Genomic DNA, 12,373 nt, shown 5'->3' with positions numbered 1-12,373 from the left:
TTCAGTGTTCTTCTACTCTGAATCTTGCATCCAGTAGTTTTCCACTATTGGGCCAGATGACTTTATTCCAAAATAGCGCTCTTGTTGAGAGAGATTAGTTTCTTAAAGGACTCATTATCGAGTTCTGTTAACCACGACTCATCCGACCCAACAATCGCACCGGCCAATTTTTTCTTGTCCTCAATCATTTCATCGATCCGCTCTTCTAGGGTGCCGATGGCAACGAACTTATGGACAAATACATTTTTTTTCTGGCCAATGCGGAAGGCGCGGTCTGTGGCTTGGTCCTCTACTGCCGGATTCCACCAGCGATCGAAGTGGAAGACGTGATTGGCTTTGGTGAGGGTGATGCCAACCCCACCCGCTTTGAGAGACAGGATAAATACAGACGGTCCAGTCTCCGGATCTTGAAACTCCGTAATCATCTGTTCCCGCTTGTTACGGTTGGTACCGCCGTGGATGTAGTAGGTGGTGTAGTGGTGGGTTTGGCGTAGATACTTTTCCAGGGCATCACCGAGTTCGGTGAACTGGGTGAATACGAGTAGACTCTCCCCTTCCTCCATCACTTCGGTGATCATCTCTGTGAGACGACTGAGTTTATGGGAACGCTCGGGGGTGAAGTCACTTTCATCTTGAAGGAACTGACGGGGATGATTGCAAATTTGCTTGAGCTTCAGCAGGGTTGAGAGAATCATGCCCTTGCGCTGAATACCGTCTACCTCGTCAATCTCTGTGGAAATATCCTTGACAACGGCTTCGTAGAGGGAGGCTTGTTCTTTGGTGAGATTGCAGTACAGCTTTTGCTCCACCTTGTCAGGCAGATCTTTGATAATCGACTTGTCCGTTTTAAGCCGCCGCAGGATAAAAGGCTCCACTAGCTTCTTGAGGGTGGTCGACTGCCTGCGATTATTGTCTTTTTGGATGGGCAGTTCAAAGTTCTTGCGGAACTGGTTTTGCTTGCCTAAGTACCCTGGATTGAGGAAGTTGAAAATGGACCATAAATCCAGCAGCCGATTTTCGACGGGGGTGCCAGTGAGGGCGAGGCGATGGGTGGCCGAGAGTTTGAGAATAGCTTTGGTTTGGGCGGCTTTCGGATTTTTAATATTTTGAGCTTCATCTAAGACAATCCGATGCCAGGGAACGGCATCAAATAGCTTGCTATCCCTGCGGGCTAGGCTAAAGGAGGTAATGATCACATCATTTTGGTCTGCCATTGCCTTAAAGTCTTTGGCAGCTTTTGCTCGCTCATTGCCGTGGTGAACAATGGATTGTAAATGGGGAGCAAATTTCTGGATTTCTCGGCGCCAGTTGCCCACCACTGAGGTGGGCGCAATCAGCAGGGTGGGCGGAATGGTTTCGTCGGTTTGTTCTCGTTCCTGAGCTAGGCGGGCAATTACCTGGACGGTTTTGCCTAAGCCCATATCATCGGCTAAGCAGCCGTTCAGACCCAGTTGCTCCAGATAGTGTAGCCAAGAGACGCCTCGTTTTTGGTATTCGCGCAGGGTGCCTTGCAGGGTTTCAGGATCTGCGATCGCATCCAGCTTACTTTTATCCTGAAGCTGCTTGAGCATCTGGGAAAGGGTCTTATCCCGGTCAAAATCAACTTCAATATCGTCTCCCCCTTCTGCGGTCATACGCATAAAGTCTAGGAGCGTCATATCGGGGTTTTCGGCCTGCTGGGTTTTCCAAAACTCCAGCATCTGCTGCATTTTGTCCTGGTCGAGGTGCATCCACTGGCCGCGAAACTGAACCAGGGAGGATTTAGCCTGAACTAGGTCCAGCCATTCCTGTTCGGAAACCTTTTGGTCGCCAATGGCGAGGTCATATTTATATTCGACTAGCCGATCTTGGGAGAAGTAGCTTTTGGATTTATCGTTGGTGCTGGAGAGGGACTTGCCCTTCGCCCGCAGCTTGATTTTGGCCCGCTGCCGTCCTTTTGGTGTCCACCAGGCGGGCACAATTACCTTGTAGCCTGCATTCTCTAGCACCCAGGCGGATTCCTGTAAAAAGTCTAGGGCAGCACCAATTTCTAAAGGAATACCGATCGGCTGGTCCGTTTCTAATCCCTGCCAAAGCTGGGGATAAATCCGAGCGGCATACCCTAAGCCGAGCAACAGATGCTGCTCGAAACTCTCGCCCAACTGCTTTTGTAATTCCTGCTGCTTTTCGGGTTTGAACCGCCAGTAATCCAACAGGGAAATTTGTAGGGACGGATCTTGCTTGGGGGCGACTAGAAATTGCAATTGCCAAGCCTCTTCCGGCTTGGGTGGATCCTGAAGCTGGAAGCAGAGATAAAAGGACGTTGAGGTTTGGGTTTTGCGGATGCGATCGCGCCAAACGCGCCACTGCTCATATAGCTCCTCACTGGTGTTCTGAGTAGTTTGCAATCCCGGTTGCGATTGCAAACAATCTTCGAGTAAAGTGCTGGCGATCTTTTTAGTAAAGCTCGAGGGTAAATAGGTCGCCGTGATAATTTCAGTCAGTAAATGCTCTGAAAAATGCCGCAGCAACGTTTTTCGATCATAAAAAGTGGGAGATTTTGGACCTTTAGTGAACCCAGAGACACAAGCTAGGGGCATATAGTCCACAAATCGGTCTAGTTCAGTTTCATAGGATTCACTGACAATTTCCCACGCTGGATAAATTTCGACAGACTGGGTTTTTTTCTGAGATTTAGATTTGCTGCGGGAGCCCTTGGCGGATGATACCTCTCGGCGACGCAGAGCTGGAATATATTGATCCTTCAGCAATACGGGCTTGAGGGTTTGGGTGTAGTGATACCAAAACAGTAGGTCAGTGCCTAACTGCATATCCGCGAGATTATGCAGGGCAATAAAGTGCAGCTCATTGAGCAGCTTGATGATGTTGGTTACGGGTTGTTGTTCATACTGTCCCGTCTTTACCCAGGTTTTAACCTCAAAGCAGTCCACTTGCCAATACTGCCATTCAAAGGTTTCAGGAGTGGTTTCCTCTAGGTATCGAGCCAGTTCTAGGGAAGGTAGGGGAGCTTGATCCGTACTGGGGAGCAAGAAATGCCGAGAAGTAATGAGTTGCTCTAGGGGGCGGCCTGGTTTGACGCCTAAATCATTGCTGAGGAAGTCTTCTAATTCATCACTGGCCAACTGAAAGGGATGAATAGAGCGAGCCGTTTTGCGCTTCTTCTTAGGTTCAGTGGTTTCAACCCAAAGGTAGAAAGCTCCTTTTTGGATAAATGCTGCTTCGTCAGGAATCCAGGTTCCGTGGATGATCTTCATGACTTAGGTTAAATACAGGGGGGTAGGCATCTAAGGTTAATCAAACTGTATCAGGCTGATTCTAAAAGACCAATTCACCACGAGCCATGATCAGTGAAATGGGCCCAGACCTCTGCATATGAAATTACATTCAGACGATACATTGGCTGTAGTTTCTAATGATTCTATAAAAATTCGGTGAAGTTGCAATCTTGCAACCTCTTGTTACCGATCAGCATTGCCAGTGAGAAACTGTTGTCCTATTCCTGGAGTTAATGATTGAATATGCGAAACTTCCTCTTCCTGATTGTGATTATTCCAGGTGTAGCTGGAGTGATTGTTTTTGGCAATTCAGCGTTAACAGATTGGGAACAACTTAGAATCGATTACCGAGCTTATGAAGACGTTATCCGTAGTACAGATGATTTATCTATGCTGTTCAAAGCTGAAGCTGCTCAAAATATTCAGCGGATTAATTTGTTTGCAGATGGCGTTTGGGCCTTGCTGAGCAGTATCTTAGCTGCCATTGGCCTGCATGGTTGGTTGAGTCACTCAAAATCATGAGCTATATCCTCCAAAATCCAGACCTTGTATTGGAATTATTGCTTGAGCATGTACAAATGACGGGGATTGCTTTAGGGGGAGCCGTGATCATTGCCGTTCCCATCGCTTGGATCATTTATCGGTGGACGTGGCTGCAGGGACCTGTTATGGGGATATTGGGGGTGATTTATACCATTCCCAGCTTGGCCTTGATGATTTTGCTGATTCCGTTGCTGGGACTCAGTTCCACAACGGCTATTGTGGCCATGATTCTGTATGCCCAAGTTATTTTAGTGCGCAGTATTGTGGTGGGTTTACAGTCTATTCCTCAACCGCTATTGGAGGCTGCCCAGGCAATGGGCATGTCGGCCTGGCAATGCTGGTGGCAGGTCCAAGTTCCGTTAATGCGACCGGTCTTTTTGGCGGGTGTCCGGTTAGCCACGACGGTCATTATTGCCTTAGGAACTATTGCAGCTAAGTTTGGTGCGGGGGGATTGGGCATATTGCTGTTTGAGGGAATTGCCCAAGCAGGTCGGTATGACAAGATCTGGGCGGGGACTATTGTGGTGGGCTTCCTAGCCATCACCAGTAATGGTTTTTTGTGGTTGTGGGAACAACAGTTGCAGCCTCAGACTCCTCAACGTTAGGTGGGCATTCCGTTGGTTGTCTTGATAGGGTTGTGAAAGAGCGCCTTATATCTGGTCTCTAGAAGTATGCCAGTAGCCTTGTGAAGGGATGGCTTACGGGGAACTAATTAACGTATTCTGAACTAGAATTTGCTCATCAAGCGGCATCAATCCTGAATTTAGACTTTAATGGCAGATTTGCAACCTTACTTCCAACTGCTGCATGTTTCTGCGGATGTTACGCCTGCCGAGCTTAAGGCTGCGTTTCGGCGTCAGGCTAGAACATGCCATCCGGATCTGCACCCGGATAACCCAAGTGCTGAAGCTGAGTTTCAGCGATTGAGCGAAGCCTATGACATTATTTCTAGCGCTCTCCATCCTTCTAGCCAAGCGGATGAATTTATTCATGCAGATGGTAGCAATGGTCTGACGACAGCTCAAGCTCTGTATGCCCGAGGGACCCAAAAGGCTGCAGAAAGAGATTATGTAGGGGCCATTCAGGATTACACCCGTGCGATTGAATCGGATCCAGAATTTTTGGATGCCTATCTCAAACGGTGCCAGGTGCGGTTTGTTCAAGGGGATGATGAAGGGGTACTGGCAGAATGTGCGGAGATTCTGGGTTTAGATGATACGGTTGCCCAGGCTTATTATTATCAGGGTAGAGCCCGATTGCAGTTAGGATCTGCCCCCGCTGCCATCGCATCCTATAGCCAGGCCCTTGCCCTAGACGAAGAGTATGCCCAAGCCTGGTTGCACCGTGGGCGGGCTCGCCTGGAAATGCAGGAAGAAAAGTTGGCCCGTGAAGACTTAAGCCGGGCCGCGCAACTATTTGAAGCCCAAGGTGAGCCGGATGAAGTCCACCGAGTGCAAGTGATCTTGCAAGAGATGGGTCGCAGTCCCCGCCCGAAATCTGAGGTTAAAGTCAAAAGAAAAGGATTCAGGGAACAAGGTCTCTTACAGGATATTTTTACGACGATTCCTGAATTTTTTTGGAACCCGAGTGGTGGGTTGTTGTCCACTTTTGCCCGCTTGTCTGCCAGACGGGCCACTGAAGTGGGGTTAGGCTATGGGGGCCTCTCCCTAATGGGTTGTGTGTTAGCCGCTAACCTATTTCCGATTGTCTTTAGTTCGGTCACCTTGGGAGAACGGTTTGTACTCGGCGCGATGCCGTTTTTTAGCTTGATTTTTCTAAATCAACTTGCCCGCAGTCTGACACGAACTCGGGGTAGTTGGGCCAGCGATATCTTTATCAGTGGGGCAACGCTGTTACCCCTGAGTCTGTTGATGTTTTTAAGTGGGTTGGTCATTCAATTTGGGGCGGCTGGTGTTTGGATCGCTACATTCTATTTGGGGTGTGATGCGGTTTTGATGCTGTACGTGGGCTGCTCTCAAGTTAATAATTTGTCAGAGCAAAGTGCTACTTTGGCCGTTCCGACCCTATTATTGGTAACCAGTGCGTTGACCTATGGCACGTTTACGATATTTGCGAGCTGACCGACAGGAATGAAACCGCCGTTGTGATTGTTACCCTCATCGTTTTCTTGGGATGGATTGTCTCTGTTTGTCTGCACGAATTTGGACATGCCATTATTGCCTACTGGGGTGGAGATAAAACGGTCAAAGATAAGGGGTACCTCACCCTTAATCCCCTTAAGTACACGGATGTTTCCCTGAGCTTGGTGATGCCGATTGTCTTTCTGCTGATTGGTGGCATCCCGTTGCCAGGGGGAGCAGTCTATATCAATCGCAGCCTGATTCGGAATCGTTGGTGGGATAGTGCCATGTCTGCAGCAGGGCCTGCAGCAACGTTTATGGTGGCGTTGTTATTGGCAGTGCCTTTTCGGTTAGGGAATCCGCTGGAGACTTTGGAAACCTCGATAAATTTAGGAACCTTTGAGTTAGAAACCCTGACCACCCAAGATCAAGTGTGGTTAGCACTTGCATTTTTAGGGATGTTGGAAGTTGCAGGTGCCGTTTTAAATCTGTTACCTATCCCCTCTTTAGATGGCTTTGGGATTATTGAGCCTTGGCTCTCCCCACCTCTGCAGAAACAAGCAAGGAAGTACAGCCGTTACGGTTTTCTAGTCCTATTTGTTTTGTTGTGGTTTGTGCCTGCTGCCAATGCCGCCTTTTGGGGAATTGTGTATGGCTTGAGTCAGCAACTCGGTATCCCGGTGTTGTTTTCTAGAATTGGATATTTAGTGTTTCGCCAGTGGACCTGGTTACCGCTCGTGATACTGGTGGCAACCATAGTCATTGGTCAACGTCTTAACCCTCAAAACCAAGGGCAGTCTAAGGAAACGGCGGAGTTGCAGCGTGCGATCACAAACTCAGAACAAGCAGTCCAAGCCAATCCCGATCAGCCCCAATATTGGTATCACCGGGGACAGCTGCTCCTCGAAGATCATCAATATGAAGCTGCCGAAGCTGCCTTTCACCAGGCCATTCAATTAAAACCCGATGCCGATACCTGGCATGCGCGGGGGATTGCCCTGTTATTGATGCAGCAATACGAACATGCGATCGCAGCCTTTGACGAAACCCTGCATCTCCAGTCCGATCAAGCCTTAGCTTGGGTGCATCGAGGTCGAGCTCAGCGAGGATTACAGCGATATGAAGATGAAATTGCCGACTATGATCAGGCCCTCGCCCTGGACCCTGAAAATGCCAATATTTGGTGCGATCACGGCTTAGCCCACTATCACCTGGCCCAATATGAGGCGGCGATTGATAGCTTCGATCGAGCTGCCTATATTGATCCATCCTCTTGGAATGCATGGTACTTAAAAGGACTTGCATTGATGCCCCAGCATCAGTATGAGCGAGCAGTTCGCTGCTATGACCATGCCTTGAATCTGCGGGCAGATACGACCCAAACCTGGATTGCCAAAGGTTCAGCCTTGCTACAACTCCAAGACTTTGCAGGGGCGATCGCTTCTTATGATCAGGCTCTTTCTTTAGATCCTAAGAACGCCACAGCCGTTTATAACAAAGCCTGCACCTTTAGTTTGCAAGGGCAAAGGGACAAGGCCTTAGAGATGCTGAGTCAGGCCCTTAATCTCGATCCCAAAGTCAGTGACCTCGCACCCTCAGATGCAGACCTCGATTCATTGCGTTCAGAACCAGCATTTCACCAGTTGATGGCTGGCTACAGTTCCAATTCTGACGAAGCAACGATCTCCAGTTAGTTGAGGTTTATGGCACTAATGGTTAGGCGCTGTTTTGTTCAAGGTTTTGCTCGGGCTGATATAGATTGAAGGTCTCCTTATAGGGGCAGGGAAAGAGGAGTTTTGAGAAAATTTGGAAACAGCATGAGTTCATCTTTGAGGAGACGATAGACAATTCAACCCAGAGAATGCTGATCCAGAATTGATCTCAAAAGACTTACAGAATGTGAGTGTTGACGGATAAAGCGCTTGATAGTCGAACACTGGAGTTGAAGAGAATACCATCATGCTCTGAAACTCCTACCATGCAGTCTTTTTTCTGTCTAGCAGACTGAATGTAAAAGAATGAAAAGTGTTACGGTGAAATGCGGCCTATTGGCTGGTGCTGTATTGAATTGGTCTATCCCCATGTTCCTAGTCTTTTTTCTTGTCAGTACAATCACTGTCCTGTTGATGAGACTCCCTTTTTTGAAGTCTCAACGATTGCTGAGTTCAGCTTTGGCTGCTTGCCTAGTCGGCATACTCTTGTTTGGTAATAGTGTGGCCGCCCTTACCCTAAACCTGCCCCAATTGGCGGCAATGGGAGCAGCAGACAACGCCTTAGATCAGCGACAGCGAGTTCTCGATGAAGATCTGAAAATCGACCCCACTAGATTGCGCTACCGAGGTCTGGAATATGTTCAGTTTCAGCCGGAAGCTGAACGGCTTACTGATCCAGAAATTAAATCTTTCATTCAATCAGACATCAACCCAGAAGTCTTTGCCGCAGTGGCCAGCGGTTCGGTACAAATTTTTGGCAATGTCCAAGACATTGATATTGCCCGTAGTATTGTCACTCAAACTAAAGATATTCCTGGCGTTAGAGAAGTCATGTTTGATATTGGCCTAGAAGTCAAAGCTGAGTAATAAACTTCAGAAAATCCTGCCCCCTCTAGGGTAGGGTCAACTGAGCTGATGAATTAAAGAACTGACGATACACCCCTGTTGCCACCAGCAAGGTTGTCACTAAGGTGGCGAAAGCGAGCATAAACATAATAAGTATCTGATAGGAAGCCGCTTCTTGGGGATTGACTCCACTGAGCAACTGTCCCGTAATGATGCCAGGTAGTTTGACGAGGCCGACCACCATCATGGCGTTGATTGTGGGAATGAGTCCGGCACGGATGGCGTCACGGCGATATTGGGCAATCGCCTGTTGAGGAGAGGCTCCCAGGCAAAGATGGGTCTCGATTTCATTGCGATTCGCTTTTAAGCTTTTAACGAGCCTTTCCCCTGCGATCGCAGCCCCATTCATGGCATTTCCCATCACAATCCCTGCTAAGGGAATGAGATACTGCGGGTCAAACCAATTGTCCGGTTGCAAGATAAAAATGGATGTGTAGCTAAGGGTCAAAACCGTACTGATAAAAATGGAGCCCCATAGCCAGGGGATAAGGTGGGGAATATCTTTGCCAATGCGGTTGCGAGATTCAATACTGGCGACGGTCAACATGCCTGCTACCAGTGCTAGAACTGCACCTGGATGTTTCCAGTCAAAAATAAACCACAGTACATAGCCCATAACCATGAGCTGTAAAACCGTTCGACCGGTTGCTAAAAATAAGCTCCAGGTCAAGTCAAGTTGCTGCCAAGCTGAGAGGCCAATGGCTATCGCCATTAAGCCTAATGCCCAAGCTAGGTCAATGGGTTGAAGTACGATTAAGGCCAAGATGGGTTGAGCAATGGTGAGATTATGCAATACCGAAGGTTTGGTTTTATCAGTTCAGTACTTATTGTAGGCTGGGAGTCTGATAAAAATAGCTCTCATCTTCCTATCCTTGATGGGTGAAAAGAAGAATGGCCTCAAGCAACTAACGTCCTGCTTTTTATAGTGGAAATTTCTGTTTAGAGCGGTTTCTAGTTGCACACGGACGTGCATTTATTGATGTAGAGATGATTGGGTAGACTCAAACAAGTTTTTTTAAGACTTACAGGACAAGTGAGGATGACAACAGGAGCATTAAAGTCATGAGCTGATATGCTTCGGACGATGTTGGGTGCAATGATGTCAACCATCCTCAGCTCGTCATTCATGTCTCCTTGATCAACAGTAATAGAACGACTTTTTTGATGAACACTGAAAATCACTCCCAAACTGCCGCCTTTCTCTGGTCCATTGCCGATCTGCTGCGGGGTGACTTTAAACAGTCCCAGTATGGCCGCATTATTTTGCCGTTTACGCTGTTGCGGCGTATGGAATGTGTGCTGGAGTCCACCAAGGAAAAGGTGTTGGCGGCAGCGAAAGCGCACCAGACAAAGCCGGACTTGGTGCGGGAGAAGCTACTATTGCGGGCAGCAGACCAGCAGTTTTTTAATGCCTCACCCCTGTCCCTCGGCACTCTGTCTGATACCCAGACAGCGGACGACTTGATGAGCTATGTGCAGTCCTTTAGTCCCGATGCGCGGGAAATCTTTGAGCATTTCCGGTTTGATGAATTTGTCTTGCAGCTAGACACCAGCAATTTGCTCTACCAGGTGGTGCAGCGGTTTGCTGCTACGGATCTTAGCCCTCGGACCATCACAAATTTTGGCATGGGCATTATCTTTGAGGAGCTGATCCGCAAGTTTGCTGAGAGTTCGAATGAAACGGCGGGGGAACACTTTACGCCTCGCGATATTGTCCATCTGACCACCTCGTTGGTGATTACCGAGCAAGATCACAAGCTAAAGCCCAATAGCATTGTCACAATCTACGACCCCACGGCGGGCACTGGCGGCTTTTTATCAGAGGGGGACGAATATATTCAGGCCATCAGCGATAAGGTAACGGTGTCCCTGCACGGCCAAGAGTTAAATCCTGAGTCCTATGCCATCTGTAAGGCGGATATGTTGATTAAGGGCCAGACCGTCAGCAATATTAAGCTGGGCAACACCCTGTCAGAAGACCAGCTCACGGCTAACCACTTCGACTTTATGCTTAGCAATCCCCCCTTTGGGGTGGAATGGAAGAAGGTGCAAAAGCAGGTGGCCGATGAGCATAAGCAGCGGAGCTTTGAAGGCCGCTTTGGTCCAGGGTTACCCCGAGTGTCGGATGGGTCGCTGTTGTTTTTGCTGCATCTGGTTAGCAAAATGCGCGATCCCCAAGAGGGTGGCTCCCGGATTGGCATTATTCTCAATGGGTCGCCGCTATTTACGGGTGGGGCGGGTAGTGGAGAGTCAGAGATTCGGCGCTATCTGTTGCAGAATGATCGGGTGGAGGCGATTGTCGCCCTGCCCACGGATATGTTTTACAACACGGGCATTGCCACCTATGTGTGGATTTTATCGAACCGCAAGCCAGAGCCACGTCAGGGGCAGGTGCAGCTGATTGACGGCACAGAGCATTTCAGCAAGATGCGGAAGTCCTTGGGGAGTAAGCGGCAGTATCTCAACGAAGAACAAATTGAGGACCTGGTGCGAATCTACGGTCGGTTTGAGGAAACGACTCAGAGCAAGATCTTTCCGGTGGATGCCTTTGGCTATCGGCGAATAACGATTGAGCGACCCTTGCGGCTAGCGTTTCAGGTGACGGCAGAGCGGGTCAAGGCAGTACTGGCGGAAAAGCAAATGCAAAAGCTGGATGGGGCGGTGCAAAATCGGCTGATTACGGCGTTGAGTGGGATGGATGGGGAGACGGTATACCTAAATCGGAGCCAGTTTACCAAAGACCTCAAGGCAGCTCTAAAGGGCCAAAAGGTAGAGCTAAAAACGCAGCAGATCAAGGCGTTGCTCAATAGTCTGGGGGAGCGTCATCCCGAGGGGGATATTTGCCAGAGTAAGGGCAAACCGGAGCCGGATACGGGGCTGCGGGACTATGAGAATGTACCTCTGGGACAGTCCATCTATGACTATTTTGATCGGGAGGTCAAACCCCATGTACCCGATGCCTGGATTGATGAGGGCAAGTGCGATGGGCTGGATGGAGAAGTGGGGATTGTCGGGTTTGAGATTCCATTTAATCGGCATTTTTATGTGTTTGAGCCACCGCGCCCGTTGGCGGAGATTGACCAGGATCTAAAGGTCTGCACGGATCGGATTAAGCAGATGATCGAGGATTTGTCGGCATGACGGATGCGATCAGTCCTGCCGTGGAACAAAGCTTTGCCGAGGTGGCAGAGATCATCCAGGCCGCTAAACAGAAGGTTGTCCAGACAGCGAATACGCAGCTAGTGGAGCTGTATTGGCAGGTGGGGGCTTACATTAGCCAGACGCTGGAACAGGCGGAGTGGGGGGATGGGGTGGTGCAGCAGTTGGCGGACTACCTGGCCCTCACTCAGCCAGGATTGCGGGGATTTACGCGGCGGAATTTGTTTCGGATGTGGCAGCTATATGAGACCTATCGGGATGATGAAAAAGTGACACCACTGGTGACACAATTGCCCTGGACCCATAATTTAATCATTATCAATCAGAGCAAACACCCTGAGGAAAGGGAGTTTTACCTGCGGTTAGCGATTCAAGAACAATGGTCGAAGCGGGAGCTGGAGCGGCAGTTTAAGGCGGCACGGTTTGAGCAAACGGTTTTGAATCTGGTGCAGGTGTCACCAGCGGTGACACAATCTCATCCGATGGCGATGGATGTGTTTCGGGATGCTTATGTGCTGGAGTTTCTGGATTTACCAGAGCGGCATACGGAGGCGGATTTACACCGGGCGTTGTTGCGGCAGCTTCAGGATTTTTTGATTGAGCTGGGGCGTGATTTTTGTTTTGTGGGGTCGGAGTATCCGGTGCAGGTGGGTGGGCGCGATTTTGCGTTGGATCTGCAAGCTAAGATGCAAGGGGT

General features: G+C 49.2%; 8 protein-coding genes and 1 pseudogene. 7 read left to right on the top strand and 2 right to left on the bottom strand.

Annotated features, from left to right (window positions below):
- Window positions 1–62: 62 nt before the first annotated feature.
- Entirely contained in the window at window positions 63–3,254 is a 3,192-nt protein-coding gene (locus I1H34_RS15420) for a DEAD/DEAH box helicase (protein ID WP_212661921.1), read from the bottom strand.
- Window positions 3,255–3,518: 264 nt separating this feature from the next.
- On the opposite strand from I1H34_RS15420, the gene I1H34_RS15415 reads away from it, so the two are divergent.
- The 5 genes from I1H34_RS15415 to I1H34_RS15395 all read left to right on the top strand — a co-directional run bounded on the left by I1H34_RS15415 (window position 3,519) and on the right by I1H34_RS15395 (window position 8,478).
- The gene (locus I1H34_RS15415; RefSeq protein ID WP_235108815.1) at window positions 3,519–3,797 is read left to right on the top strand and encodes a hypothetical protein; all 279 of its coding nucleotides are present in this window, start codon (window positions 3,519–3,521) and stop codon (window positions 3,795–3,797) included.
- The gene (locus I1H34_RS15410) at window positions 3,794–4,423 is read left to right on the top strand and encodes an ABC transporter permease (RefSeq protein WP_212661920.1); all 630 of its coding nucleotides are present in this window, start codon (window positions 3,794–3,796) and stop codon (window positions 4,421–4,423) included. The genes I1H34_RS15415 and I1H34_RS15410 overlap by 4 nt, the downstream gene beginning before the upstream one ends.
- A gap of 168 nt (window positions 4,424–4,591) precedes the next feature.
- Complete coding sequence (locus I1H34_RS15405; RefSeq protein ID WP_212661919.1) at window positions 4,592–5,899, top strand: J domain-containing protein; 1,308 nt, start codon at window positions 4,592–4,594, stop codon at window positions 5,897–5,899.
- 23 nt (window positions 5,900–5,922) lie between these two features.
- A complete protein-coding gene (locus I1H34_RS15400) occupies window positions 5,923–7,593 on the top strand; it encodes a tetratricopeptide repeat protein (protein ID WP_212661918.1) in 1,671 nt (556 codons plus the stop codon).
- A gap of 387 nt (window positions 7,594–7,980) precedes the next feature.
- Window positions 7,981–8,478 carry a hypothetical protein gene (locus tag I1H34_RS15395; protein ID WP_212661917.1) on the top strand — a complete coding sequence of 166 codons (498 nt, stop codon included), beginning with the start codon at window positions 7,981–7,983 and terminating at the stop codon, window positions 8,476–8,478.
- Between the two features lie 25 nt (window positions 8,479–8,503).
- Here I1H34_RS15395 and I1H34_RS15390 read toward each other — a convergent pair whose 3' ends face one another.
- Window positions 8,504–9,229, bottom strand: coding sequence for an ABC transporter permease (locus I1H34_RS15390; RefSeq protein ID WP_249370172.1), 726 nt, complete (start codon window positions 9,227–9,229; stop codon window positions 8,504–8,506).
- A 452-nt stretch (window positions 9,230–9,681) separates the two neighbouring features.
- Between I1H34_RS15390 and I1H34_RS15385 the strand changes: the two genes are divergently transcribed.
- Together I1H34_RS15385 and I1H34_RS15380 are read left to right on the top strand one after the other, a co-directional pair.
- Window positions 9,682–11,658: a type I restriction-modification system subunit M gene (locus I1H34_RS15385; RefSeq protein ID WP_212661916.1), complete on the top strand. Its 1,977-nt coding sequence runs from the start codon at window positions 9,682–9,684 to the stop codon at window positions 11,656–11,658.
- Window positions 11,655–12,353: pseudogene (locus I1H34_RS15380) on the top strand (PDDEXK nuclease domain-containing protein); the annotation flags it as partial. The gene I1H34_RS15385 and the pseudogene I1H34_RS15380, both read left to right, overlap by 4 nt.
- Window positions 12,354–12,373: the final 20 nt, after the last annotated feature.

The organism is Acaryochloris marina S15, from assembly GCF_018336915.1.
GTDB lineage: Bacteria > Cyanobacteriota > Cyanobacteriia > Thermosynechococcales > Thermosynechococcaceae > Acaryochloris > Acaryochloris marina_A.
This window is presented reverse-complemented; position numbering and strand designations above follow the sequence as displayed.

Excerpts from the sequence above, each read along its gene's own strand:
- I1H34_RS15420 (WP_212661921.1), bottom strand. The coding sequence starts at position 3,254 with ATGAAGATCATCCACGGAACCTGGATTCCTGACGAAGCAGCATTTATC.
- I1H34_RS15415 (WP_235108815.1), top strand. The coding sequence starts at position 3,519 with ATGCGAAACTTCCTCTTCCTGATTGTGATTATTCCAGGTGTAGCTGGA.
- I1H34_RS15410 (WP_212661920.1), top strand. The coding sequence starts at position 3,794 with ATGAGCTATATCCTCCAAAATCCAGACCTTGTATTGGAATTATTGCTT.
- I1H34_RS15405 (WP_212661919.1), top strand. The coding sequence starts at position 4,592 with ATGGCAGATTTGCAACCTTACTTCCAACTGCTGCATGTTTCTGCGGAT.
- I1H34_RS15395 (WP_212661917.1), top strand. The coding sequence starts at position 7,981 with ATGTTCCTAGTCTTTTTTCTTGTCAGTACAATCACTGTCCTGTTGATG.
- I1H34_RS15390 (WP_249370172.1), bottom strand. The coding sequence starts at position 9,229 with ATGGCGATAGCCATTGGCCTCTCAGCTTGGCAGCAACTTGACTTGACC.
- I1H34_RS15385 (WP_212661916.1), top strand. The coding sequence starts at position 9,682 with ATGAACACTGAAAATCACTCCCAAACTGCCGCCTTTCTCTGGTCCATT.